We start from the raw sequence: 25,271 nt of genomic DNA, 5'->3' as shown, positions 1-25,271 counted from the left end.
CTGTCTCCCAAAGGGTTATTATGAGGTGATTTCGTGAAAGGCGCGCATCGCCGCCTCGGCAAAACTGGGGTCGTTGATGTGGCAGTCGAGCCGGATCAGCTGCCGGTCGCCGGTCCATTGCACCGTCCGCTCGATCGCCTCAAACAGTTCGGCATCGGCCTCGGCGTCGCGAAACGCCCCGCCCTCGATATCGAGCGCCGAGACGCCGCGGAGCGGCAAGAGGAAGCGCACCGGGCCGGTTGCGGCATTGAGCTTGCCGCCGATCCATTCGCCGATCGCTCGGCACTCGTCGGCGCTGGTGCGCATCAGCGTCACATTGGCATTGTGCGCGTAGAACAGGCGGTCGGCGTAATGCGGCGGCACCGTCTCGGGCGCCCAGAAGTTGACCATGTCGCAGGCCCCGACCGAGCCGACATATGGCACCGGCCGTCGCGACAGGCAGTCGAGCCGCTCCGGCCCCGCCGGCAGCACGCCGCCCAGCAGGTAGTCGCAGACCTCGGTGGTGGTGACGTCGATCAACGCCCCGACCAGCCCGGAATCGACCAGCATTTCCATGGTCTTGCCGCCGGTGCCGGTGGCATGGAAAACCAGCGGCTCGACGGCTCCGGTGAGGAGTTCGACGATCTGCGTTACCGCTGGCGTGGTGACCCCGAACATGGTCAGACCCACGGCCAGCTTGGTGGCCGGTTCCACCATTGTCGGGTTGGCGCTCATCGCCACCACGGCCAGCGCGGCATTCGAGAGGATAACACGTGATATCCGGTTGAGCCCGGCGAGGTCGGTGACCGACGGCATCATCACGATATCGCTGACCCCGACATAGGGCCCGACATCGCCCGAGGCGAGCGTGGAGACCATGACTTTGGGCAGGCCGATCGGCAGTTTCCGCATCCCTGATGTGACGATCGAGGTGCCGCCACCGCCGCCGATGCCGACCATTCCGGCGATATCATCACGTGTTATGACAAACTGCGCGAAGGCCTCTGCCATGCCGGCCACGGCGACGCCACGGTCGGTGCCCTCGAGCAACCCCGGTGGACCGAACTTCGCTACGTCCGCCGCTCCGACTTCCGGCGGAATGGTCGGTGCGCGGATCCCCACATCGACCAGCAGCGGATCGGCGCCGAGCGCCCGGATTTTCTCGGCGAGGAAGGCCAGTTCCTCGCCTTTGGTGTCGGCAGTGCCGACCACGTAGATGCGCTTCATCGCACCCCTCCCGACACCGTTCGGGTGACCCCCGCCGGTGCTCTCGCCGCCATGTCATGGCAGAGGCCCGCCGCCATTGCAAAGCATTTTGAGATGTGCGTATCATTTCGATATGGACGTCTCACAACCCGATGAGCAGCAGGTTTCCGAGCCGAAAGGCGCCAGGGCGCGCACCCGCAAGCTCATGCTCGAAACCGCCATCGCGCTGATGCAGCAGGGCCAGACGCCCTCGGTCAGCGATGTGGCTGAAGCCGCTCAGGTGTCGCGCGCCACCGCCTACCGCTACTTCCCGAGCCAGGCGGCCCTGGTCCACGCCGTGGTTGATGAGGGCCTGGGGCCAATCCTCAACTGGCAGAGCGCCAGCGAGGATCCCGAGACCCGCGTCCTCGACCTCCTGTCGCTCACCATGCCCCGCGTTGCCGAGTTCGAGGCGACCTTCAAGGCGGCGCTGAAGCTGTCGCTCGAGCAATGGGCGCAGCGTCGCGCCGGCACGCTCGGGGCCGAGCCGCCCTTCAAGCGCGGCCATCGCGTCGAGCTGCTGCAAATGGCGATAGCGCCACTCAAGAATAAATTGCCCGAGGTTAAGTTCCAGCGCCTGGCCAAAGCTCTGTCGCTGGTCTACGGCCTGGAAGTTCTCATTGTTCTCAAAGACTTGTGGGGGCTTGAGTTCGAAGAGACTACCGAGATCGCGACCTGGGCGGCCACCGCGCTAGTCCGCGCGGCGGTAGCGGAGTCCGCTGCCTGATCCGGCATGGGAAACTATTTTCCTAAACTGGGTCACGACTTGCATAAATGCTAGCATGTTAGCTTGACGAGGCTGACAAAACGTTGAAATTGTAGAGTTGACGCACGTCGATCAAGGAGGAGATCAAGTGCGACGGGCGCTGAGGGGCGCCGCAGCTAGTCACCGCGCGAGGCCTTGGGAGAGGCTGCCGTTGTGGGGCTGGCGATGAGGGACATTTCCCGCACGTCGCGAGAGAACGACCGGCCGCCGAAGCTTGGGAGAGCTTTTGGCCGGTTCGCTGCTGTGAAGGCCCCCGGCAATGAGGAGGGGCTTCGGTCGGTGCCGCAAAACTGCCGGCCGTCGGAAGCGCTAGAGGGAGGACCATAATGCGCACTGCTACCAAGGGCATGCTGGCCGGTTTGGGCCTGATGCTTGCGTCGAGCACATCTGTGCTGGCGCAGGAACTGACGATCTTCTGGGCCGAATGGGATCCGGCCAACTACCTGCAGGAACTGGCCAACCAGTACGAAGCCGAGACCGGCGTGAAGGTCACGGTGGAAACCACGCCATGGGGCGATTTCCAGACCAAGGCGTTCACCGAGTTCAACGCCCAGGGTTCCGCCTACGATATGATCGTCGGCGACAGCCAGTGGCTCGGTGCTGCGTCGGAAGCCGGCCATTACGTCGACCTGACCGATTTCGTGAAAGAGAACGGCGTCCTCGACAAGATGGCTCCGGCCACCATGAAGTTCTACGCCGAGTACCCCGGCAACTCCGGCAAGTACTGGTCGATCCCGGCCGAAGGCGACGCCGTGGGCTGGGCCTATCGCAAGGACTGGTTCGAAGATCCGACCGAAATGGCCAACTTCAAGGCCAAGTACGGCTATGATCTGGCCGTTCCCAAGGACTGGAAGCAGCTCACCGACATCGCCGAGTTCTTCCATCGTCCGGACCAGAACCGCTACGGCGTGGCGATCTATACCGACAACTCCTATGACGCCATGGCCATGGGCTTCGAGAACGCGCTGTTCTCCTATGGTGGCGAGCTGGGCGACATGTCGACCTACAAGGTCGATGGCTTCATCAATGGCCCCAAGGCCGTTGCCGCCCTCGATGCCTACAAGAAGCTCTACAGCTTCACCCCTCCGGGCTGGGCCAAGACCTTCTTCGTCGAGAACAACCAGGCCATCACCGAAAATCTCGCGGCGATGTCCATGAACTACTTCGCCTTCTTCCCGGCGCTGATCAACGAAGCGTCCAATCCGAACGCCGCGAACACCGGCTTCTTTGCCAACCCGGCCGGTCCGGATGGCGATCAGTTCGCTGCCCTTGGCGGGCAGGGCATCTCGATCGTCAACTACAGCCAGAACAAGGACGAAGCCTTCAAGTTCCTGAAGTGGTTCATCCAGGACGACACGCAGCAGAAGTGGGCTGACCTCGGCGGCTATACCTGCTCGGCCGCCGTGCTCGAGAGCGAAGCCTTCCGCAACGCCACCCCGTATAACGAAGCCTTCTACCAGACCATGTTCAAGGTGAAGGACTTCTGGGCGGTGCCGGAATATGCGGAACTGCTGACCCAGCTGAACCAGCGCGTCTATCCGGCAATCGTCGGTGGCGAAGGCACCTCGCAGGAGACCCTCGACGCCCTGGCTGCCGACTGGAAGGCGACCTTCGCCAAGTACGGCCGCGGTTCGTAAATCGCGATTGCCCCGGGGAGCTTCGGCTCCCCGGGGGACCCGCAGTCAGAACGCGATGGAGCCTTCACCACCGGGTCATTCCCGCGCAAGCGGGAACCTCCGTTTCGGGACGATCAGCGCCCACCAGAACAGAGCGTCCCGCTTTTACGGGAATGACCCGGCGGAGATGGCGGCAAACGAGCCGGTGGCAGAGCACACCGTCAGGGGAATATCGCCTTGAACAACATGATCACTACGCTCGATCCGCATTCGCGGGCCGCCTACCGCGGCTGGAGCGACATCACGATACGCAACCTGTTCGTGATCCCGACGATCCTGTTCCTGATCGTCTTCAACATTTTTCCGCTGCTCTATTCGCTCGGCTACTCGTTCACCGACTTCCGCGCGTCGACGAAGGACCCGGTCAATTTCGTCGGCCTCAGGAACTACATGGAGCTGCTCAGTGATCCCAACATCTGGTCCAATTTCACCATCACCGCGCAATATGTGATCGTCTCGGTGTCGGGCCAGGTGATCGTCGGGTTCGGCCTGGCGCTGCTGCTGAACCGCAGCTTTCCGCTCAAGGGTCTCATCACCACGTTGCTGCTGCTGCCGATGATGCTTTCGATGGCGGTGGTCGGGCTGTTCTGGAAGCTGCTCTACGACCCCAACTTCGGCATCATCAACTATTCGCTGGGCCTGGGTAAGCTCGAGTGGCTCGGCGACCCCAACATCGCCCTCTATGCGGTGGCCCTCACCGATATCTGGATGTGGTCGCCCTTCGTCATGCTGCTGTCGCTGGCCGGGCTCTCGGCCGTGCCCAAGCACCTCTACGAGGCGGCATCGATCGATCGCGCCAGCCGGCTCTACACCTTCTTCCGCATCACCCTGCCGCTGGTCGCGCCGATCCTGCTGATCGCCATCATCTTCCGCACCATGGAGGCCTTCAAGACTTTCGACCTCGCCTATGTGATGTCGGGTCAGCCGACCACCGAGGTGGTGTCGATCCGGCTCTACAAGATGGCGTTCCAGGAGTGGCAGACCGGCAAGAGCTGTGCTCTCGCCTACATCGTGCTGATCATGGTGCTCTGCATCACCAACGTCTACGTCAAGTATCTCAACAAGGCGAAGGAGCGCTAGCCATGGCCGTCGTTTCATCACGCGGTCAGCGCATCGGCAACCTGCTCGCCATTGCAGCGGTGATCGTCGTCACCTTCATCATGCTGGCGCCGATCTACTGGATCGTGTCGACGTCGTTCAAGCCGCGCAACCTCGCCACCACCAACCCGCCGACCATTCTGTTCGAGCCCGAGGTGTCGCCCTTCGTGAAGCTGTTCACCAAGCGCGTGCAGCTCAAGCCCAAGGAAGTCGTCGATTATGAGAACGCGCCGTGGTTCGAGCGGCTGGTCTTCGATGGCGGCGAGCGCATCACCCGTTCGGGCAAGGGCGAGATTCAGCTCTCGGGTTACCCGGATCGTTTCATCAACTCGCTGATCGTCGCCATCACCTCGACGCTGCTGGCGGTGTCGATGGGCACTATCACCGCCTATGGCTTCTCGCGTTTCAAGGTGAAGGGCGAGGCGGACCTGCTGTTCTTCGTGCTCTCGACCCGAATGTTGCCACCCATCGTCGTCGCTATTCCGATGTTCCTGATGTACCGGGCGGCCGGGCTCAACGATTCACATCTGGGCCTGATCATTCTCTACACCGCCTTCAACGTCTCGTTCGCGGTGTGGCTGATGAAGGGGTTCATCGACGAAATTCCGAAGGAATACGAGGAGGCCGCGCTGGTCGACGGCTATACCCGTATCCAGGCCTTCTTCAAGATCGTGCTGCCCGAAGCGGCGACCGGCATCGCCGCCACTGCCGTGTTCTGCTTCATCACGGCGTGGAACGAGTATGCCTTCGCGCTGATCATGACCAACCGGCGCGCCCAGACCGCGCCGCCGTTCATTCCGAGCCAGATCGGCTCCGGCCTGCCCGACTGGACGGTGATCGCCGCAGGTACGTTCCTGTTCCTCCTGCCGGTCGCCATTTTCACCTTCCTTCTGCGCAACCATCTGTTGCGCGGCATGAGCTTCGGAGCGATCCGCAAATGAACCTGCGCGTCTTCAACCAGAAGTTCCTCGAGCCCGGTTCGATGATCCTGATGATCCTCGGCATCATCTTCCTCTGTCAGCCGTGGATCGAGGTTCTGCACCAGTACTCGGTCACCGTCATGTTGATCGGGCTCGTCGGCTTCAACGTCGCCGTCCATATCCCGGCGCCGGAAAAGCAGGTGATCGACGAGGACGATGCCGGCCCGGTCTCCGCCACGATGCACGGGGGCACCCATGGCTGAGATCGAACTGAGGCACATCGAAAAGCATTTCGGCCCCGTCCACGTCATCAAGGACGTGAACCTGACCGTCAAGGACAAGGAGTTCGTGGTTTTCCTCGGCCCCTCCGGCTGCGGCAAGACCACGACGCTGCGCGCCATTGCCGGCCTCGAGGAAATCGACTCGGGCGATATCCTCCTCGACGGCAAGCCGATCCAGGGCCTCCGCGCCGCCGACCGCGACATCGCCTTCGTGTTCCAGAACTACGCGCTCTACCCGCACTTCACCGTCTTCGAGAACCTGGCCTTTCCGCTGCGCGCCGTCGGCACCGCCAAGGATGTGGTCGATCGCACCGTGCGCTCGGTCGGCAAGTCGCTCGGCATCCTGCACCTCTTGAACGCCCGCCCGTCGGCACTGTCCGGCGGCGACATGCAGCGCGTCGCCATCGGCCGCGCCCTGGTGCGCCGCCCCAAGGCGCTGCTGCTCGACGAGCCGATCGGCTCGCTCGATGCCAAGCTCCGCGAAACCATGCGCATCGAGCTGAAACGCCTGCACTACGAGAACGGCTCGACCTCGATCTATGTCACCCACGACCAGGTCGAGGCCATGTCGCTGGCCGACCGCATCGTGGTGATGAACGATGGCGTGCTGCAGCAGGTCGGCACCCCCACCGAGGTCTACCTCTATCCGGCCAACCTGTTCGTCGCCCAGTTCATCGGCTCGCCGGTGATGAACATCGCCGCCACCAAGGTCAGCGAGGCCGACGGCAACGCCCGCATTGCGCTGGATGACGCGAGCTTCGACCTGCCGCGCGAACTGCTCGGCATGTTGGAGCAGAAGCAGGCCGCTCCCGATCTCTCGCTCGGCGTCCGCCCGGAAGGGGTCATCGTCAGCCGCGACGACAAACCGGGCTATCGTCCGGCCGAAGCCCATATCATCCAGCCCTTCGGCGGTTTCGACATCGTCGATCTGAAGTTCGGCGAAAAGACCCTGCGCGCCCGCACCAGCTCCGGCTACGTCGACAAGCCCGGCGCCACCGTGTTCGCCCGCATCGATCCCGCTCAGGCGCATTTCTTCGATACCCGCTCGGGCGCCTCGCTCGGCATCCGGCTAGGCAACTGACATGGCCCGCATCCGCCTCGAAAACATCACCAAGTCCTTCGGCCCGCACGTCGCGGTCGATAAGCTCGATCTCGACGTCGCCGATGGCGAGTTCTTCGTCCTGCTCGGGCCCACCGGCGCCGGCAAGACCACGACGCTGAGGATGATCGCCGGGCTCGAAAAGCCGACCGAAGGCGTCATCCACATCAATCAGGTCAACGTCAACGACTGGGGGCCGGCAGAGCGCGACGTGGCTTTGGTGCTGCAGCAATATTCGCTCTATCCGCGCCTTACCGTGCGCGACAACCTGGCCTTCCCGCTGCGTTCCCGCATTCGCAAGCTGAGCGAAGCCGATATCGACAAGCGCATTGACTATGCCAGTAAGACCCTGCGCATCACCCACCTGCTCGATCGCAAGACCGATCGCCTTTCCGGTGGCGAAATGCAGCGTGTTTCCATCGGGCGGGCCATCGTGCGCGAGCCGCAGGTCTTCCTGATGGACGAGCCGCTTTCCGCCCTCGACGCCAAACTGCGCGAGTCGCTACGCTCCGAGCTCAAGGACCTGCAGATGCGGCTCGGCGCCACCTTCATCTTCGTCACCCACGACCAGGTGGAGGCGATGACCATGGGCGACCGTATCGCGGTGCTCAACAAAGGCAGGATCGTCCAAGTCGGCACCCCGCGCGATGTCTACACCAACCCGCGCGACACGTTCGTCGCGAGTTTTGTCGGCTCGCCCGCCATCAACCTGCTGCCGGGCAGCCTTGCCGGCGATGTGGCAAGTGTCGCGCAGGCGTTTCAGATGCCGATCACCCGCAGTGCCGCGGTCGAAGGGCCGGTCACCTTCGGCATCCGTCCGGAAGATGTCGAGGTCGCCGCCGGCGCCCCGAACGAGGCGCGCATCCACGACGTCGAGAACCACGGCATCGAAAAGATCGTCACCCTGCGCGTCGGCGACAACCTGATGCGCGCTGCCGTGCCGGCCCGTGTCGAGGTCAAGGTCGAGGAAGCCGTGCGCTTCAGCTGGAACCCCGACAAGGTGATGCTGTTCGACGCCAAAACCGGCCTGAACCTCAGGGGGCAGGCGGCCTAGTTTTGTTTTGAGACTTTAGACCCCAGGGGAGGGGGATCATGGCATCCAATAACTACCCGAAACTCCACAACGCCACCTGGCCCGGCGTGGTCGGCAAGGGCGCTCCCGGCGCCGAGCCGATCATCCCCCTCGATACGCTGCTGAAGCTTACGGCCAATGCCGAGGTCGACGGGCAGAAGTTCGACGGCGTCGACCTGTGGCTCGCCGATCCGCACATCTCGATCGATTCATCGAAGGACGATGTGAAGCGGATGGCCGACCATATCGGCAGCTTCGGCCTCAAAGTCGGTAGCTTCGTCGCGCCGATCTGGGGCGGCGCCGGCGGCGGCTCCGCCATGGGCGACGCCGATGACGTCAAGCGCTTCCTTACCCAGGTCGAGAAGGCCTGCAAGATCGGCCAGCAGATGCGTGAGATCGGTATCCGTCCCACCGGCGGCGTCCGTGTCGACAGCTCCACCGGCGTCGAAGCCTGGGATACCGACCCCGTAGGGAACACCAACAAGATCGCCGACACCTTCCGCGAGGCCGGCCGCATTGCCCAGCACTATGGCGAGTACATCGTTGCCGAGGGCGAGATCTGCTGGGGCGGCATGCACTCCTGGCGCGAGAACGTGAAACTGCTCGAGCTGGTCAACATGCCGGGCGTCGTCGGCTACCAGGCCGACATGGCGCACTCGATGCTGTTCGTTCTCGGCGCCAATGCCGAAAAGGACCGCATCCTCGCCAAGGATTTCCAATGGAGCGACAAAGCAGCGCTCGATGCCGCCTATCACCAGGTGGCTGACGCGCTCCGCCCCTGGACGTTGGATTTCCACGTCGCCCAGAATGACGGCACCACCTTCGGTTCCGGCGACCACGAAAAGACCGGGCGCCACTGTCAGATCGACGACCCCAATGGCCGGCTCGATGTCGTGAAGCACGCCGGCTACTGGCTGCGCGACGACAGGGGCGAGCTGACCAGGAAGATGCGCCACATCTGCTGGGACGGCTGCATGTTCCCCAACGCCGTAATGGAGCAGCAGGAAACCTGGAACAAGGTCCTCGGCGCCATGCTCAAAGTCCGCGACGCGCACGGCTGGCGGGAATAGGCGGTCCAGCTTTGCGCCACACCCGCCTCCACCACGATGTCATCCCGGCGAAGGCCGGGACCCATCCTGAGATGTCACGGGTGGCTTTCATGTATCCTCCCGCACGGAGTCATTCCCGCGAAAGCGGGAACCTCCGTTTGGGATATCTCGGCGCACACCAAAACAGAGGTTCCCGCTTTCGCGGGAATGACTGCGGTGGTTGTGGCCATCTTGCGTCAGGAACACTCCAATGACCAAACAACTCAATATCGGCATGGTCGGCTACGGCTTCATGGCCCGCTGCCATTCGCACGCCTGGGCTTCCGTCAGCCATTTCTTCGATACCGGCTACCACCCGGTGCTGAAGGCCGTCGCAGCACGCAATGACAGCAAGGTGCGCCGTTTTGCCGAGCAGTGGGGCTATGAGAGCGTCGAGCATGATTGGCGCGCCCTGATCGAGCGCCGCGATATCGACGCCATCGATATCTGCGTGCCCAACGACCTCCACGCCGAGATCGCTATCGCCGCAGCTCAGGCCGGCAAGATGGTACTGACCGAAAAGCCTTTGGCCCGCACCGCCGCCGAGGGCCAGCCGATGGTCGATGCGGTCGAAAAGGCCGGCGTCCCCAACCTCGTCTGGTACAATTATCGTCGCGTCCCCGCCGTCACGCTGATCAAGCAACTGGTCGACGAGGGCAAGCTCGGTCGCATCTTCCACTACCGTGCCAAGTTCCTGCAGGATTGGACCATTTCGCCCGATGTGCCGCAGGGCGGGCAGGGCACCTGGCGGGTCGATGTCGACGCCGCCGGCTCCGGTGTCACCGGCGACCTCCTGGCGCATTGCCTCGACAGCGCGCTGTGGATCAACGGCGACATTTCCTCGCTCACCGCCATGACCGAGACCTTCGTCAAGGAGCGCACCCACGCCGACACCGGCAAGAAGCAGACCGTCGGCATTGATGACGCCGCCGCGGTGCTGACCCGCTTCAGCAATGGCGCGCTCGGCACCTTCGAATCGACCCGCTATGCCCGCGGCCACAAGGCCGCCTATACGCTGGAGATCAACGGCGAGAAGGGCTCACTCGCCTGGGACCTGCACGACATGAACCGCGTGCAGTGGTTCGACCACTCCACCGAAGGGCGGCTGCGCGGCTGGACCAACATCCTCGTCACCGACGGCGACCACCCCTATCTCGGCAAATGGTGGGTCCCCGGCCTGGTCATCGGCTTCGAGCACAGTTTTACCCACACTGCCGCCGATTTCCTCGAGGGCCTGAAGACTGGCAAACCGGCAGCGCCAACATTCAGGGATGCGTTGGCGACCAACAAGCTCTGCGACGCCATCATCAGCTCGGGTAAGTCGGGCAGCTGGGTGAACTTGTAGCCGGGTGCGCTTGGCGCCCCTCACCCCGGCCCTCTCCCCAGAGGGGCGAGGGGGCGATGGAGCCGCCAATCAGAGGTTTGTTGGAACAACCGGCTGCGCCACCCCGCCCCCTCGCCCCTCTGGGGAGAGGGTTGGGGTGAGGGGTAGCCAAGCAAACGGAACTATCGAATGAAACTCGGCTTCAACCTGCTGCTCTGGACCACCCACGTCACCGACGAACATTGGCCGATCATCGAGCGCCTCAAGGCCGTGGGCTATGATGGTGTCGAGGTCCCGATGTTCGAGGGCACACCCGATCACTACGAAAAGCTCGGCCGTCGCCTGCGCGATCTCGGGTTGGGCGCCACCGGCATCGGCGTGATGCCCGGCGGTGGCAAATCCGCCGTCTCACCCGATCTCGGCGAACGCGCCGGCGCCCTCAGCCACCTCAACTGGTTGACCGATTGCACCGCGGCGCTGGGCGGCACCCTCGCCGCCGGCCCGTTCCATCAGCCGCTCGGCGAGTTCAGCGGCCGCGGCGCCACCGCGGACGAAAAGTCCCGAGTCCGCGATATCCACAAACAGGCGGCGCAATACGCCGCGAAGCACGGCGTCGCCCTCTCGGTCGAGCCGCTCAACCGCTTCGAGTGCTACTTCCTCAATTCGGCCGCCCAGGCCGCTGAGCTGGTGCGGGCCGTCGACGAGCCGAACTACGGCTATCTCTACGATACCTTCCACTTCAACATCGAAGAGAACTCGATCACCGAGGTGATCCCGGCGACGATCAAAGAGATCAACCACGTCCACATTTCCGAGAATAACCGCGGCGTCCCCGGCGCCGGCCACATCGATTTCCAGTCGGTGTTCAATGCCCTGAAGCGGGCCGGCTACGACGGCTGGATGACCATTGAAGCTTTCGGCTCTGCGCTGCCCGACCTTGCAGCGGCCACCAAGATCTGGCGCCCGCTGTTCGCCAGTGAGGCGGAGGTCTACGAGAAGGGGTTCAGGCTGATGCGCGAGGGCTGGGACCGGGCACACTGACTGATAGAGACGGCCCCCTCCCATCCTCCCCCATAAAGGGGGAGGTGCCGCATCGAGTGATTGGCACGATCGAAGACAGCGCCTCGACTCTTCACCTCCCCCTTTATGGGGAGGCCGGGAGGGGGCCGTCTCTGTCAGTCAGCACCTAGCCATAACCCCGTGACTCCCCTAACACTTCCGCCCGGCTTACCGAGGAGGAATTGCGTATGTCCAAGCTCAACCTGCTGTCCGGCTCCTATACCGGCCCCAATGGCGAAGGCCTGAAGCTCTTGAGCTTCGACACCGCCAGCGGCGATATCGAGCTCACTCGCAGCTTCCCTGGCACACCCGACGTCTCGTGGATCGCCTTTGCGCCTTCGTCCCGCACCGTCTATGTCACCAACGAGATGGCCGAGCAGGCCGGCGCCTTCAGCCTCGCCACCGATAACAGCACCGCCACCCCGCTCGGCTACCAGTCGACCGGCGCGAAATATCCCTGCTACCTGCGCATCAGCCCCAAGGGCACCAAGCTCGCCGTCGCCAACTACGGCGACGACTCGACCCCGGTGTTCTCGATCGATGCGGCGACCGGTGCGCTCAAGGCCGACCCCACGGTGCTGCGCAGCGCACACGCCCATGACAAGGGCCACGCCCACTGGACCCAGTGGTCACCGGAAGCCGATCGGCTCTACGTGGTCGATCTCGGCCACGATGAAGTGCGCAGCGTCCGCTACGAAGCCGGCAATTTCGTCGGCGGTCCCGAGACGGCGTTCGCCACCCCCAAGGGCGCCGGCCCGCGTCACCTGGCCTTCCACCCCAACGGCAAGTTCGCCTACCTGTTCACCGAATATGCTGAGACGGTCACCGCGCTGGCCCGCGAAGCGGGCGGCAAGCTCACCGAGCTCGACACCCTTTCGGCCCTTCCCGCCGACTTCAAGGGCGAGTCCACCGGCGCCCATATCCAGATCAACGCCACGGGCACCGTGCTCTATGTTTCGAACCGCGGCCACAACTCGATCACTGCCTTCGCCATCGCGACCGACGGCAAGATCAGCCTCAAGCAGAACATTTCGTGCGGCGGCAACTGGCCCCGCTTCTTCCTGCTGCTGGAAAAGCACCTGATCGTCGCCAACCAGGAGAGTGAGGATCTGGTGGTGTTCGACGTGGCGGCCGATGGCACGCTCAGTGCGACCGGCAAGGTGTTCAAGCTGCAGAAACCGGTGGCGCTGCTACAGATCTGACTGAGAGAGACGGCCCCCTCCCGGCCTCCCCCATGAAGGGGGAGGTGAAGAGTCGAGGCTGTCTGCGATCGTGCCAAGCACACCGGCGGAGCACCTCCCCCTTCATGGGGGAGGATGGGAGGGGGCCGTCTGCCGCAGCAGTCCACCCCCTCACCGCACCTTGTGCTGCATCTCGGGCAAGAACACCGTCAGTAGCCCGGCCAGTGGCATGAACGAGCAGAGCCAGAACACGTACTGGATGCCGGCGACGTCCGCCAATGCGCCGAGCGCCGCGGCGGCGATGCCGCCGGCGCCGAAGGCGAAGCCGAAGAAGATGCCGGCGATCATCCCGACCCGGCCCGGCAGCAGCTCCTGCGCGAACACCACGATGGCCGAGAACGCCGACGAAAAGATCAGCCCGATCAGCACCGTCAGGATCACCGTCCAGGTGAGGTCGGCATAGGGCAGGGCCAAGGTGAACGGCAGCACCCCGAGGATCGAGAACCAGATCACGAACTTGGCGCCGAAACGGTCGCCGATCGGCCCGCCCAGGAACACCCCGACCGCCGAAGCGCCGAGATAGACGAACAGCAACAGCTGCGCGTCCTGCACGCCGACCTGGAACTTGTCGATCAGGAAGAACGTGTAATAGCTCGAAAGCCCCGCCATGTAGGCGTTCTTGGTCAGCGTCAGCACCGTCAGCACGGTGAGCGCAATGGCGGTGGTACGCTTGTCGAACAAGAGCGCGGTGCTCACCGGTGCCTTGCCGGCATTGGCTTTACGATGCGCCGCGTACCACATGCCGACCCGCGTCAGGATGAAGATGCCGACCAGCGAGCCCACCGCGAACCAGGCAACGCTTGCTTGCCCGCGCGGCAGGACGATGAACGCCGCCAGCAGCGGCCCGATGGCCGAGCCGACATTGCCGCCCACCTGGAACAGCGATTGCGCGAGGCCATGCCGGCCGCCCGACGCCAGCCGCGCCACGCGCGAACTCTCAGGATGGAAGATCGCCGAGCCCAGCCCGACAAAGGCCGAGCCGACCAGCAGCAGCCAGTAGCTCTGCGCAAAGCCCAGGATCAGCAGCCCAATCAGGCTCGAGGCCATGCCGACCGGCAGCGAGAAGGGCAGGGGGCGCTTGTCGGTATACATGCCGATCGCCGGCTGCAGCAGCGAGGCCGTGCACTGGAAGGTCAGCGTCAACAGCCCGATCTGCACATAGTCGAGCCCGTAGCTCTCCTTGAGGATCGGGTAGATCGCCGACAGCAGCGATTGCATGGTGTCGTTGATCAGGTGGCAGACCGACACTGCGATGATGATCGAGAGCGTGGTCTTGCTGGCGATGGAGGTCGCCGGTGCCGAAGCTGTGGCCGTCAATTTGGGAATCCGGGAATGCTCAAGGGATCGGCGGGTGCCGATCAGAAACGAATACTTGTCCCTAACATGTCAGATGCCCCGAGTCGTTAGCACTCAAGCGATTTTCCGTTCGGTTGGATCAACGGAAGCGGACGGCCCCCTCCCATCCTCCCCCATGAAGGGGGAGGTGCCCCGCCGGTACGTGAGGCACGATCGAAGACACAGTCTCGACTCTTCACCTCCCCCTTCATGGGGGAGGCCGGGAGGGGGCCGTCTCTATCAGTCAGGCCGCCACCCCCCGAACCAATCGCAGAACGCCCGCACCCCGTCCTCCACCTCGGTCTGCGGCACCTCGCCCACCAGCGCCCGCAGCAGCGTCACGTCTGCCGCCGTCTCGGCCACGTCGCCCGGTTGCATCGGCAACAGCTCTTTCGTCGCCGCGCGCCCGATCGCCGTCTCGATCGCGGTGACGAACCGCATCAGTTCGACCGGCCGGCCGCCGGCAATGTTCACCACCCGCCAGGGCGCCACCGGCGACAGGGAGTCCGCCGGCGACACCGGCTTCCCCAGCACTGGCGGCTTGCCGATCAGCCGGTCGATCGCCGCCACCACATCGTCGACATAGGTGAAATCCCGCCGCATCCGGCCTTCGCCGAAAATGCTGATCGGCTCGCCTGCCGCGATCGCTTCGGCAAACCTGAACAGCGCCATGTCCGGGCGGCCCCACGGCCCGTAGACGGTGAAGAACCTGAGGCAGGTGATCGGCACGCCGAACAGGTGGGCGTAGGAATGGCTCATCGCCTCGGTGGCCTTCTTGGTCGCCGCATAGAGCGACACCGGCCGGTCGGTCATGTCCGTCTCGCGCGACGGCTGCCCCGCTGCCATGCCGTAGACCGAGCTCGACGAGGCAACCAGCAGGTGCTTGGGCGGGGTACGGCGCGCCGCTTCGAGGATGGCCAGCGTTCCCGTCACATTGCTGTCGGTGTAGCTGAACGGCGCCTCGAGGCTGTAGCGCACCCCGGCCTGCGCCGCGAGATGCACCACTACCTCCGGTGCGTCCGAGAACGCCGCATCGACCGCCGCCTCGTCCTCCAGCCGCCCGCTCACCCCCAGGAACCGCGCGTTGGCCTCGAGCATCGCCTGCCGCTGCTGCTTGAGTCGCACGTCGTAATAAGGGGTCAGCGCATCGAGCCCGATGACCTCGTGCCCCTCGGCGAGCAGCCGCAGGCTCAGGTGATAGCCGATAAATCCGGCACTGCCGGTAACCAGAACGCGCACCCCATCCCTCCCAAACCGCCTGTAGCACAATGCTTTTTTGTCGCCGCGCTGTCGAATCTACCCGCCGGCGTTCGACAATGCCAAGGACCGACCGACGATCTCGAATGCCCCCTCTTGAAGATTTCGCTTGTCACGCCGATTTGGTGTGCTACATAACTAGCACACTACCAAGGCATCACGCATGAGCCAGTTCAACGACAGCCAGCCGATCTTCGTACAGATTGGCGAAAGGATTGCCGACATGATCCTGAGCAAGACCACTCGGGAGGGCGAGGCGCTTCCTTCGGTGCGCCAGATCTCCGCCGACCTCGCGGTCAATCCCTTGACCGTCACCCGTGCCTACCAGTCGCTCGTCGATATCGGTGTCGTCGAGTCACGCCGTGGCATGGGCATGTTCGTGGCCGAAGGCGGCCACCAGCGGCTGCTCGCCCACGAGCGCCAGAAATTTCTGACCGAGGAGTGGCCGCGCGTCATGGCGCGCCTCGCCGCCCTCGATCTCGATCCCACACAGTTGTTGAAGCAAGGCGGTAAAGATGAATGATCTGGCTCAAACCACAGTTGCTCCGATCGTCTCGGCGCGTGGCCTCAAGAAGCACTTCGGTCGCTCCGAGATCCTCCACGGGCTCGACTTCGACATCCCCGCCGGCCGCATCTACGGCCTCGTCGGCCACAATGGTGCTGGCAAGACCACCACGCTGAATGCGCTGCTCGGCCTCACCTCCTACGAGGGCACCGTGCGTGTCCTCGGCGAGGACCCGTACCAGAAGCGCGCCTCGCTGATGAAGAACGTCGCCTTCATCTCCGATGTCGCGAGCCTGCCGCGATTCCTCAGGGTTCGTGAGTTGTTTGCGCTGCTCACCAATATCCACCCCAACTTCGATCAGGCGAAGGCCCGCGGCTTCCTCGAGGGCACCGACGTCAAGATGGATGCCCGGATCAAGAACCTGAGCAAGGGCATGATCGCCCAGCTCCACCTCGCGGTGGTGATGGCGATCGATGCCAAGCTGCTGGTTCTCGACGAGCCGACCCTCGGCCTCGACATCACCTATCGCAAGCGCTTCTACCGGCGCCTGCTCGAGGACTACATGACCGAGGAGCGGACCCTGCTGATCACCACCCACCAGGTGGATGAGATCGAGTTCATGCTCTCTGACATCATGTTCATCCGTGATGGCGAGCTGATCCTCCACATGCAGATGGAGACGGTGAGCTCGAAGTTCAGCCAGGTGCTGGTCCGCCCCGATCAGGTCGCCGCCGCCACGGCGCTCGGCCCGATCTACAGCGAAACCCGCTTCGGCCAGACCGCCATGGTCTTCGATGGCGTCGATCGCGATCGCCTCGCCCCGTTCGGCGAGGTCACCACTCCCACTCTCAGCGACCTGTTTGTCGCCCTCATGCAGCGCGGTCCGGCCAAATGAAGTCTCTCGTTGCCCTTATCAAGCGCGAGTATCTCGAGCATCGGGGTGCGTTCGTCTACGCCCCCGGCGTGATCCTCGGCATCATGACGCTGGTGCTGGTGTTCGGCATCGCCTCGAACCGTTTCCAGATGCACCAGGAAATCGGCGTCCCCTCGGCGCTGAAATTCTTCGAGTTCGGCTTCCTCGCGGTGGCGGCGCTCTGGAGCATGTACCTGCTGGCGGCGCTGTTCTTCTACTACGCCGACGCCTTCAGCGCCGATCGCCGGAACAACGCCATGCTGTTCTGGAAGTCGATGCCGGTCACCGATTTCAAGGTGCTGGCCTCGAAGTCGCTCGCCGGCATGACCATCTTCCCGGCCCTGATCTTCGGCGCCTACCTCATCACGGGCGTCCTCATCTACGTGGTCACCATGATCACCGCGATGATCCTGCCGCGGCTCGGCGTCCCCGGGATCTTCGAGTTCCTCGCCTCCGGCTTCCAGATCGCCGGCTTTGCGCTGGTCAGCCTGGTGGTGGCGCTGCTCTGGTATGCGCCGTTCTTCGCCTGGGTCGGGGCGCTCTCGACGGTGTTCCGCCGCTGGTCGATCCCGCTCGCCTTCCTTATCCCGGGACTGATCGGGCTCGCTGAGAACCTGATCTTCAACGATACGGGCCCGCGCGCCGGCTACTTCCTCAGCTACCTGAACGAGCGGCTGAAGTTCGGCTCCGACGACATGCAGATCGAAAAGGCCATCTTCACCGATGCCGCTTTCAATGCCTCGGTGATGATCCCGCGCTTCCTCGCCACCGTCGACTGGGCGCAGCTGGTGGGCGGCCTGATCGTCGCGGCCCTACTCGTCTACGCCGCCAGCGAATACCGCCGCCGCATCGTCGCCACCTGACCTCGGCGCCGTCGGCCGCGATACGGCCACCACTCCCTCCCCACCATCCATCCCCAAGCGGGGGTGGGGGTGGTGGTCGTTTTTCGGCGCTGGCCAAGCAGTCAGGCCTTCTCCCCTTGTGGGAGAAGGTGCCCGAAGGGCGGATGAGGGGTCTCTCTCCGCGCACTCGGTCGCTCGTCGCTTCGCTCCGATCGGGCAACCCAAAGGTTGCGATACCCCTCATCCGGCCTGTCGGCCACCTTCTCCCACAAGGGGAGAAGGCGACCTCCTCGAAAATGGTAGCAATCCGTCTCCATAGCCAGTCATTCACGCATATTCGTATCGACTGTCCGCCGCCACGACAGCATTGGCTTGCCCGTCGGCCTCCGCCATATCAGGGTCAACCCAACCCCGTTGCGAGGCCCATCATGATCACTGTCGAATCCCAGGCCGCGGTCCGCTCCACCCCGACGCTGCCGCTCACCACCCATCTCGGCGCTGTCCGCATCGGCGTCACCGACCGCGACAAGGCGCTGGCCGTCTGGCGCGATGTCGTCGGCCTCGAACTGATCTCCGAGGATGCCGAAGCGCTGCATCTTGGCGCCGGTGGACGCGAGCTGATCACCCTGGAACTCGGGGCGACAAGCCCGTTTCCCGACCGCTCACTCGGCCTCTACCACGTCGCCGTGCATGTCCCGACCCGCAAGGCGCTGGCCGAAATGGTGGTGCGCGCCCTGATGCGCCGCGTCCGCATTTCGCCCACCGATCACCTTGTCTCCGAGGCGATCTACCTGTGGGACTACGACAATAACGGCATCGAGATCACCTTCGAGACCCCCTGGCGCGGCACCGTCGGCGATGGCGAGGACGGCTTCTACGTCAAGACCGTCGACGGCTCGCCCCATTCAGGCCGCGAGGCCATCGATGTCGATGACCTGCTGGCCGAACTCGACGACGTCAACGCCGTCCCGGCGCTGATGCCCGAGGGCACCCGTATCGGCCACATCCACCTGCATGTGAACGATCTCGAACAGGCCATGCGCTACTACCGCGACGGCCTGGGCTTCGGCGGCCTGTTCATCATGCGCCGCTTCGGCATGGGCGACCTCGGCCTCGACTACCCGCCGCACACCATCGCCTTCAACATCTGGTCCGGCCCCAACGCCGCCCAGCCGCCGAAGGGCTCGGCGGGCCTGCGCTGGTTCCACGTCGCCGTGCCGGATCAGGCGGCGCTGGACGCGGTGAAGGGCCGGTTGGCGGCAATTGGTGCTGGGTATGCGGAGACCAATGAGGGGGTCGAGAGCAGGGATCCGGCTGGCAATCTGGTGAAGGTTGTCATCGACTAACTGCCGGCAGACGGCCCCCTCCCATCCTCCCCCATGAAGGGGGAGGTGCCGCATCGAGTGTTTGGCACGATCGAAGACAGAGCCTCGACTCTTCACCTCCCCCCTTGTGGGGGACTTCGAGCCGTCCCGCAGGGCAAATCGCTCCAGCGGAGCGATTTGAGGCGAGAAGGCCATGAGAGCTACGCTCGAATGGCGAGGGAGGGGGCCGTCTGCTTCGGTTCTTTCGCCCTAAAGCACCCCCAAAAACCCGTCCACATCGGCCTCGGTGGTCGCCCAACTCGTCACCAGCCGCACCAGCGTCTCATCCGCCGCGAGCCCATCACTCGGCCATTCATGCGCCGCGCCGCCGGCCGCCCGCAGCCGCGCCAGTGCCGCCTTGGAGATCACCGCGAATACCTCGTTCGCCGTGTTCTCCCAGCCGAGCCGCGCTACGCTGCTGGCGCGGATCCCGGCGCGCAACCGCTCCGACATGGCGTTGGCGTGCCCGGCCCGACGCAGCCAGTTGTCCTGCTCGAGATAGCCCTCGAACTGCGCTGCGACGAACCGCGCCTTGGAGAAGGTGTGTCCGGCCCGCTGCCGCCGCGGCTCGAAATCCCCCAGCAGCCCCGGCGTGAACACCACGATCGCCTCGGCGGCCCAACAGCCGTTCTTGGTGGCCCCGAACGACAGGAAATCTACCCCGGCCTTCCAGGTCAGCTCGGCCGGCGTCACGCCCAGCGCCGCCACCGCGTTGCCGAACCGCGCGCCATCCATATGCACTTTGAGCCCGCCGGCGCGCGCCATCGCTGAGAGCTCAGCCACCTGCGCAACGCCATAGACCGTGCCCCATTCCGTCGCGTTGGTGAGGCTCAGCGCGACCGGGATGCTGCGCCCACCCACCGGATGCTTGCCGAGCGCTGTCGCCAACGCCCCTGCATCGATCAGCCCGAGCGGGCTCCGCAGCGGCACCAGCTTCATGCCGCCCGACTGGAACTCGGTCGCGCCGCTTTCGTCGGTGTGGACATGCGCATCCTCGCCGCAGAACACCACGCCGCCCGGCCGGCTCAGCGCCGCCAGGCCCAGCGAGTTCGAGGCCGTCCCGGTCGCGGTGAACCACACCTCCACCCCGCGCTCGAACAGTTCTGAGAACCGCTGCGCTACGCTGAGGCTCAGCGGATCGCCGCCATAGGCCGGCGAGTACCCGTCATTGTGCCGCGCCAGCGCCGCCATCACTTCAGGTGTCGCCCCGGCCCAGTTGTCGCTCGCAAAATTCACGCTGAATACCCCACTAAAGACGCGGGGGTTTGTAGCCTGCCGGGTGCTTGTGGTGAAGCCACGCCCCGCTATGATCCTCCGCAAGAGGAGACCCTATGCGAGCCATATCCTGCACCGCGCCCGAGCAGCTGGCGCTGATCGAGATCGACCGTCCCGAACTGCAGCCCGGCTGGGTCCGCGTCGCCATTCGCCATATCGGCATCTGCGGCACCGACTACCACATCTTCGAAGGCAATTTTCCCTACTTCGAATACCCGCGGGTCATCGGCCACGAACTGAGCGGCACCGTCATCGATCCCAATGGTGAAGCCTTCGCCGCCGGCGACCCGGTGGTGATCAATCCCTATCTCAACTGCGGCCACTGCCCGGCCTGCCGCGAAGGCCGTGCCAATTGCTGCGAGACCCTCAAGGTGATCGGCGTCCATGCGCCCGGCGGCATGGCCGAAGAGATCGTCATGCCCGCGGGCAATCTCTACAGGGCCGACGGCCTGAGCTTGCGTGATGCCGCCATGGTCGAGTTCCTCGCCATCGGCGCCCACGCCATCCGCCGCACCGCCGAGCTGAAGCCCGGCTCACGCGCCCTGGTGGTTGGCTCCGGCCCGATCGGGCTGGGGGTCGCGTTCTTTGCCAGAATCGCCGGCGCCGATGTCACCGTCATCGATGCGGCGCCTGACAAGATCGCCGCCACCCGTGCGCTCGGCTTCGCCACCTTCTCGCCCGCCGAGCTCGAGGGCAGCGCGTTCACCAAAATCAAATCGACGGGCTTCGACGCGGTGTTCGATTCTACCGGCTCGATCAGGGCGATGAACGCCTCGCTGTTCCATGCCCGCAATGGCGGCAGCTACACCCTGGTCGGCGTGATCAAGGGCGACCTGGTGTTCCCCGATGCAGAAGTGCACCGGCGCGAGCTCACCATCCGCGCCTCTCGCAATGCCATTCGCGCTGATTTCGAGCATGTCATGGAGTCCATCCGCGAAGGCAAGGTCCCGACCGACAAGCTCGCCACCCACGCCACGACGATGGACCGCGTCCCGCAGGACATGCCGATCTGGGCCCACGACCGCACCGGCGTCATCAAGGCGATCGTGACGGTCTGATCCTCCCCCGGGGTCGCGGATGAGCGCCGCAGGCGCTCACCGCTGGGGAACCAGCGAAGCTGGTGGAGTGAGCGCTCTTCGTGCGGGGAACCTAAGCCTTCCAGCCCACTGCCTTCGGCGTCACATCGAGCTCGATTTCTTCCATGCCGAGCAGCCGCGCCACCACTTCTGGCGAGTCTTTCACCACATGCACGCCCGACACCGTGTCGACCTTGGTGTCGCGCAGGCCCTTGACTACCGCCACCACATGCTCGGGGTTGATGTAGATGATGCCATCGGGTGTATCGAGCTTCACGAGCCGCATGGAAATCTCCTCAATGCTGCCCCACATACCCTGTGCCGTGCGGCCGGGTGACACCATGCCCGCCCGATGGACAATGAACCGTGAAGGGCGCCCGCCCAACGCGCCCCACCACCAGGACCGCTGCCATGACTTCTCCCGATGACATCCTGAACTTCTGGTTCGTCGAGCATGGGGAGGCCGACTGGTTCGGTGGCAAGCCCGAGTTCGATGCCGTGCTCGCCGAGCGCTTCAGCGCCACCTATGCCGCCGTCGCTCGCGGCGAGGCGGCCTGGTGGCGAGCCACCCCGTCGGGGCGGCTCGCCGAGATCATCGTGCTCGATCAGTTCTGCCGCCAGCTGCATCGCCAGCGCCCCGAGGCCTTCGCCTCCGATGCCATGGCGCTGCGCCTCGCGCAGCAGGCGGTGGCGGCCGGCGACGACCTGCGGGTCGAGCCGCGGCGCCGGACGTTCTTCTACATGCCCTACATGCACTCTGAGGATCTTGCGGTGCACGACGATGCCATCCGGCTGTTCACCGCGCTCGGCGACGAGGACACCCTCAAATACGAGATCCTGCACCGCGATTGCATTGCCCGCTTCGGCCGCTACCCGCGCCGTAACGCCGCTTTGGGCCGTGTCTCCACCGCAGAGGAGATCGCGTACATCAACTCCGGCGACGGCATGTTCTGACCGCAACGTGATCCAAAAAAATCATAATACGACTTATGAATGTCAGGTGAACTTCCGGCTCTGCATCGGTTCAGCCGAACCCCGTTAGTCCTCTCTCACCCGCAGGCAATCGGTGCCTGCCCCAAATGGAGTGGACAACATGTTCGCACGTCTCAATAGCTTCGCCCGCCCGACCTTCGCCGCTCTCGCTCTCTCCCTGGTTGCCGTCTCCGGCGCGCCCGCCGTCATGGCCGGCGAACTGAAACCGGTGTACGAGGAGAAGCACTACGACGAATACGATTGCCACAGCGTCAAGCAGGCGATCCGCTACCTCAAGAAGCGCAACTACAAGATGATCGAAAAGCTCGAGAAGGAAGCCGAGGAAGGCATCTACCTGTTCTCCGCCAAGAAGAAGAACTACGAGCACGAGTTCGTCGCCTACTACATCACCTACGACGCCTGCGATCATGAGATTGTCAGCCGCACCCCGATCAAGGAAGAGAAGATGTAAGGGCCACTGGCCCAGACATACGGCCCTCGACGCCGACCTCTCAACCGGCGACCCCTCGAGCGTGGGGGCAATTCGGTGATCACCGATAACCCCAATCCCCCAGCCCCTCCCTTCACCGGGAGGGGCGCCGCCCGGTTGAACTCTGCCATCGAAGCGCGCTAGCCTCCCGCCGATCCGGAGGCTCTCATGGACCATTTCCTGCCCCTCTTCGCCATTCTCGGCGCGCTGATGCTCGGCGCCATCAGCCCCGGCCCGAGCTTCGTCTTCGTAGTCCGCACCGCCGTCGCCCAGTCTCGCACCGAAGGGCTCGCCGCGGCGCTCGGCATGGGGGTAGGGGCGATGCTCTACGGCGCGCTCGCCGTGCTCGGCCTCCGCACCCTGATGCAGGATGGCGGCCTGTTGTTCACCGCGCTGAAAGTCGCCGGCGGGCTCTATCTCGTTTATCTCGCCTGGAAGATCTGGAGCCACGCCGCCGACCCGATCACCGTCGAGGCCGGCGCCGCGCCCGCCGCCAATCCGCGCAAGGCCTTTACCTTCGGCCTCCTCACCCAGCTCTCTAACCCCAAGATCGTCGCCGTGTTCGGCGCCGTCTTTGCCGCGCTCTTGCCCGCCAATCCTGAGCCCTGGCTTTACTGGGCCCTGCCGCCGCTGATCTTCCTGCAGGAAACCCTGTGGTACGCCATCGTCGCCATCGCCTTCTCGGCGGCAAAGCCACGCGCCATCTACCTGAGCGCCAAGCTCTGGGTCGACCGTGCCGCCGCCGCCTTCATCGGCATTCTCGGCATCCGCCTGATCATCGACGCGCGTTAAGGGGACCAGCATGCGGGCGACGACAGAGAAAGTCAGAGACCGGGTCTACGCCTACAACATCGCCAAGGTTTATCCGCTCTACGTCGCCAAGGCGGAGAACAAGGGGCGCAGCAAGGCCGAGGTCGATGAGATCCTCCGCTGGCTGACCGGTCACACCCAGCAGACGCTGGACGATCAGCTGACCAACGGCGCCACCCTCGAAAGCTTCTTCACCTCGGCGCCGGCGCTCAACCCCGCCCGCTCGTTGATCACCGGCGTCGTCTGCGGCGTCCGCGTCGAGGCCATCGAAGAGCCGATGATGCGCGAGATCCGCTACCTGGACAAACTCATCGACGAACTCGCCAAGGGCAAGGCGATGGCGAAAATCCTGAGGACGCCGACGCCCGGCTGACCAGGGAGGTGACGGACATGGTTGCGGACCGGAATGCGATTGCCGAGCTCGAAGCGGCGCTCGAGTGGCTCCGCTTCACCCACCCGATCAGCGCGCATTTCGGCGCCGAGGTGCGCCGCGCCGACCTCTCGCGCAAGCGGCTCGCTTGCTGGATGCACCTCCTCCCCGACACCATCCTGACCCTGATGCCGTTCGTCGAGGCCGGCGTGTCGGTCCGCGTTGGTGGCTGCAACCCCGATAGTACCGACCCCCGCGTGGTCGCGTATCTCGCCAGCCACGGTGTCGAGGTGTTCGATGGCCGCCGCGAGCCGCGTGTGCTCTACGACGAAACGCTTCGCCGCTTCGCCACCGGTCCGCTCGATGCCATCTGCGACATGGGCGGCGAACTCATCGAGGCCGCCACGCTCGCCGGCACGCCGATCGCTGGCGCACTCGAGGCGACGACGACGGGGCTCCATCGGATCCGGCCGTTGACCCTCGCCTTTCCGGTGTTCGACTGGAACGGCATCGCCCTCAAGGACGCCATTCACAATCGCTTCCACGTCGGCGAAGAAACCTGGCCGGCCTTCGGCAGCATCACCGGCTTGTCCCTGTTCGGTTGCCGGGTGCTGGTCGTCGGCTTCGGGCCGGTCGGGCGTGGCGTTGCCGAGCGGGCCCGCGCCCTCGGGGCGGTCGTCACCGTTGCCGAGCGCGATCCCGTCCGTCAGCTCGAAGCGTTGCATTTTGGCTGCCGCACCCTGCCGCTCGCCGAGGCGGTGGCTGAGGCAGCCGTCATCGTCACCGCCACCGGCCGCGACGGCGTGCTTGGCGAAGCCGAGCTGAGCCTTTGCCGCGATGGCGCGGTGCTCTTCAATGTCGGCCACTCCAATCGCGAGATCGATGTCGATTGGCTCGATCTCCATGAACATCGGACCATGCGGGCCCATATCGAGCGCTATGCTGTCGGCGGCCGCTCGCTGTTCCTGCTCAACCGCGGCAGCCTGATCAATATTGCCTTCACCGGCAACCTGGCGGGTTCGGCAAGTTTCGACCCGTTCTCCAGCGTCATGATCCGTGGCCTGCTCTGGCTGCTCAGCGATGGCGCTGCCGGTATCCCGCCCGGCTTGCACAACTACCCGCCGGCACTGGAGCGGGAGGTCGCGACCGCAGCGCTTGCGGTCCGCGCCCGCGCCTGACCACGTCCGGGCCAGCCATGCCGTCGCCGCATCGGC

At 64.6% G+C, this 25,271-nt stretch carries 26 protein-coding genes; 21 read left to right on the top strand and 5 right to left on the bottom strand.

The window, feature by feature from the left end:
- Nucleotides 1–18: 18 nt before the first annotated feature.
- Nucleotides 19–1,206 (bottom strand): Tm-1-like ATP-binding domain-containing protein, encoded by a 1,188-nt coding sequence (locus VW23_RS02160; RefSeq protein ID WP_069907944.1) that lies wholly within the window; start codon nucleotides 1,204–1,206, stop codon nucleotides 19–21.
- A 112-nt stretch (nucleotides 1,207–1,318) separates the two neighbouring features.
- On the opposite strand from VW23_RS02160, the gene VW23_RS02155 reads away from it, so the two are divergent.
- The 11 genes from VW23_RS02155 to VW23_RS02105 all read left to right on the top strand — a co-directional run bounded on the left by VW23_RS02155 (nucleotide 1,319) and on the right by VW23_RS02105 (nucleotide 12,809).
- Complete coding sequence (locus tag VW23_RS02155) at nucleotides 1,319–1,951, top strand: TetR/AcrR family transcriptional regulator (protein WP_069907943.1); 633 nt, start codon at nucleotides 1,319–1,321, stop codon at nucleotides 1,949–1,951.
- Nucleotides 1,952–2,316: 365 nt separating this feature from the next.
- On the top strand, nucleotides 2,317–3,627 hold the full coding sequence (locus VW23_RS02150; protein WP_069907942.1) for an ABC transporter substrate-binding protein: 1,311 nt from the start codon (nucleotides 2,317–2,319) through the stop codon (nucleotides 3,625–3,627).
- Between the two features lie 225 nt (nucleotides 3,628–3,852).
- Nucleotides 3,853–4,746: a carbohydrate ABC transporter permease gene (locus VW23_RS02145; protein WP_069907960.1), complete on the top strand. Its 894-nt coding sequence runs from the start codon at nucleotides 3,853–3,855 to the stop codon at nucleotides 4,744–4,746.
- Between the two features lie 2 nt (nucleotides 4,747–4,748).
- On the top strand, nucleotides 4,749–5,705 hold the full coding sequence (locus VW23_RS02140; RefSeq protein WP_069907941.1) for a carbohydrate ABC transporter permease: 957 nt from the start codon (nucleotides 4,749–4,751) through the stop codon (nucleotides 5,703–5,705).
- Nucleotides 5,702–5,947 (top strand): hypothetical protein, encoded by a 246-nt coding sequence (locus VW23_RS02135; protein ID WP_069907940.1) that lies wholly within the window; start codon nucleotides 5,702–5,704, stop codon nucleotides 5,945–5,947. The genes VW23_RS02140 and VW23_RS02135 overlap by 4 nt, the downstream gene beginning before the upstream one ends.
- Entirely contained in the window at nucleotides 5,940–7,046 is a 1,107-nt protein-coding gene (locus VW23_RS02130) for an ABC transporter ATP-binding protein (RefSeq protein WP_069907939.1), read from the top strand. Before VW23_RS02135 ends, VW23_RS02130 begins: the two co-directional genes overlap by 8 nt.
- A 1-nt stretch (nucleotide 7,047) precedes the next feature.
- Nucleotides 7,048–8,118: an ABC transporter ATP-binding protein gene (locus VW23_RS02125; RefSeq protein WP_069907938.1), complete on the top strand. Its 1,071-nt coding sequence runs from the start codon at nucleotides 7,048–7,050 to the stop codon at nucleotides 8,116–8,118.
- A gap of 38 nt (nucleotides 8,119–8,156) precedes the next feature.
- Complete coding sequence (locus VW23_RS02120; protein WP_069907937.1) at nucleotides 8,157–9,206, top strand: TIM barrel protein; 1,050 nt, start codon at nucleotides 8,157–8,159, stop codon at nucleotides 9,204–9,206.
- A gap of 229 nt (nucleotides 9,207–9,435) precedes the next feature.
- Nucleotides 9,436–10,569, top strand: a complete 1,134-nt coding sequence (locus VW23_RS02115; RefSeq protein WP_069907936.1) for a Gfo/Idh/MocA family protein — start codon at nucleotides 9,436–9,438, stop codon at nucleotides 10,567–10,569.
- 168 nt (nucleotides 10,570–10,737) lie between these two features.
- Nucleotides 10,738–11,589, top strand: coding sequence for a sugar phosphate isomerase/epimerase family protein (locus VW23_RS02110; RefSeq protein ID WP_069907935.1), 852 nt, complete (start codon nucleotides 10,738–10,740; stop codon nucleotides 11,587–11,589).
- A 206-nt stretch (nucleotides 11,590–11,795) separates the two neighbouring features.
- Nucleotides 11,796–12,809, top strand: coding sequence for a lactonase family protein (locus tag VW23_RS02105; RefSeq protein ID WP_069907934.1), 1,014 nt, complete (start codon nucleotides 11,796–11,798; stop codon nucleotides 12,807–12,809).
- 150 nt (nucleotides 12,810–12,959) lie between these two features.
- Here VW23_RS02105 and VW23_RS02100 read toward each other — a convergent pair whose 3' ends face one another.
- Both VW23_RS02100 and VW23_RS02095 read right to left on the bottom strand, forming a co-directional pair.
- The gene (locus VW23_RS02100) at nucleotides 12,960–14,165 is read right to left on the bottom strand and encodes an MFS transporter (RefSeq protein WP_069907933.1); all 1,206 of its coding nucleotides are present in this window, start codon (nucleotides 14,163–14,165) and stop codon (nucleotides 12,960–12,962) included.
- 258 nt (nucleotides 14,166–14,423) lie between these two features.
- A complete protein-coding gene (locus VW23_RS02095; RefSeq protein WP_069907932.1) occupies nucleotides 14,424–15,422 on the bottom strand; it encodes an NAD-dependent epimerase/dehydratase family protein in 999 nt (332 codons plus the stop codon).
- A gap of 181 nt (nucleotides 15,423–15,603) precedes the next feature.
- Here VW23_RS02095 and VW23_RS02090 point away from each other — a divergent pair, with 181 nt between their 5' ends.
- The 4 genes from VW23_RS02090 (at nucleotide 15,604) to VW23_RS02075 (ending at nucleotide 19,046) form a co-directional block, all read left to right on the top strand.
- Complete coding sequence (locus tag VW23_RS02090; protein WP_069907931.1) at nucleotides 15,604–15,963, top strand: GntR family transcriptional regulator; 360 nt, start codon at nucleotides 15,604–15,606, stop codon at nucleotides 15,961–15,963.
- Complete coding sequence (locus tag VW23_RS02085; RefSeq protein ID WP_069907930.1) at nucleotides 15,956–16,840, top strand: ABC transporter ATP-binding protein; 885 nt, start codon at nucleotides 15,956–15,958, stop codon at nucleotides 16,838–16,840. Before VW23_RS02090 ends, VW23_RS02085 begins: the two co-directional genes overlap by 8 nt.
- Nucleotides 16,837–17,721: a hypothetical protein gene (locus VW23_RS02080; protein WP_069907929.1), complete on the top strand. Its 885-nt coding sequence runs from the start codon at nucleotides 16,837–16,839 to the stop codon at nucleotides 17,719–17,721. The genes VW23_RS02085 and VW23_RS02080 overlap by 4 nt, the downstream gene beginning before the upstream one ends.
- A 407-nt stretch (nucleotides 17,722–18,128) precedes the next feature.
- Nucleotides 18,129–19,046 (top strand): VOC family protein, encoded by a 918-nt coding sequence (locus VW23_RS02075; RefSeq protein WP_069907928.1) that lies wholly within the window; start codon nucleotides 18,129–18,131, stop codon nucleotides 19,044–19,046.
- A gap of 228 nt (nucleotides 19,047–19,274) precedes the next feature.
- Here the strand turns inward: VW23_RS02075 and VW23_RS02070 are convergent, their stop codons facing one another.
- Nucleotides 19,275–20,300 (bottom strand): threonine aldolase family protein, encoded by a 1,026-nt coding sequence (locus VW23_RS02070; RefSeq protein WP_069907927.1) that lies wholly within the window; start codon nucleotides 20,298–20,300, stop codon nucleotides 19,275–19,277.
- A gap of 95 nt (nucleotides 20,301–20,395) precedes the next feature.
- Between VW23_RS02070 and VW23_RS02065 the strand changes: the two genes are divergently transcribed.
- Complete coding sequence (locus tag VW23_RS02065) at nucleotides 20,396–21,397, top strand: zinc-binding alcohol dehydrogenase family protein (RefSeq protein WP_069907926.1); 1,002 nt, start codon at nucleotides 20,396–20,398, stop codon at nucleotides 21,395–21,397.
- A 91-nt stretch (nucleotides 21,398–21,488) separates the two neighbouring features.
- Here the strand turns inward: VW23_RS02065 and VW23_RS02060 are convergent, their stop codons facing one another.
- Entirely contained in the window at nucleotides 21,489–21,701 is a 213-nt protein-coding gene (locus tag VW23_RS02060) for a hypothetical protein (RefSeq protein ID WP_069907925.1), read from the bottom strand.
- A gap of 125 nt (nucleotides 21,702–21,826) precedes the next feature.
- On the opposite strand from VW23_RS02060, the gene VW23_RS02055 reads away from it, so the two are divergent.
- The 5 genes from VW23_RS02055 to VW23_RS02035 all read left to right on the top strand — a co-directional run bounded on the left by VW23_RS02055 (nucleotide 21,827) and on the right by VW23_RS02035 (nucleotide 25,235).
- Entirely contained in the window at nucleotides 21,827–22,369 is a 543-nt protein-coding gene (locus VW23_RS02055; RefSeq protein WP_069907924.1) for a DUF924 family protein, read from the top strand.
- Between the two features lie 139 nt (nucleotides 22,370–22,508).
- On the top strand, nucleotides 22,509–22,859 hold the full coding sequence (locus tag VW23_RS02050; protein WP_069907923.1) for a hypothetical protein: 351 nt from the start codon (nucleotides 22,509–22,511) through the stop codon (nucleotides 22,857–22,859).
- A 186-nt stretch (nucleotides 22,860–23,045) separates the two neighbouring features.
- The gene (locus VW23_RS02045; RefSeq protein ID WP_069907922.1) at nucleotides 23,046–23,669 is read left to right on the top strand and encodes a LysE family translocator; all 624 of its coding nucleotides are present in this window, start codon (nucleotides 23,046–23,048) and stop codon (nucleotides 23,667–23,669) included.
- 10 nt (nucleotides 23,670–23,679) lie between these two features.
- Nucleotides 23,680–24,060, top strand: coding sequence for a DUF2200 domain-containing protein (locus VW23_RS02040; protein ID WP_069907921.1), 381 nt, complete (start codon nucleotides 23,680–23,682; stop codon nucleotides 24,058–24,060).
- 17 nt (nucleotides 24,061–24,077) lie between these two features.
- Nucleotides 24,078–25,235, top strand: coding sequence for an NAD(P)-dependent oxidoreductase (locus VW23_RS02035; protein WP_141728187.1), 1,158 nt, complete (start codon nucleotides 24,078–24,080; stop codon nucleotides 25,233–25,235).
- The last annotated feature ends 36 nt before the right edge of the window (nucleotides 25,236–25,271 follow it).

Origin of the sequence: Devosia insulae DS-56 (genome assembly GCF_000970465.2) — a bacterium.
Classification (GTDB): Bacteria; Pseudomonadota; Alphaproteobacteria; order Rhizobiales; family Devosiaceae; genus Devosia_A; species Devosia_A insulae.
This window is presented reverse-complemented; position numbering and strand designations above follow the sequence as displayed.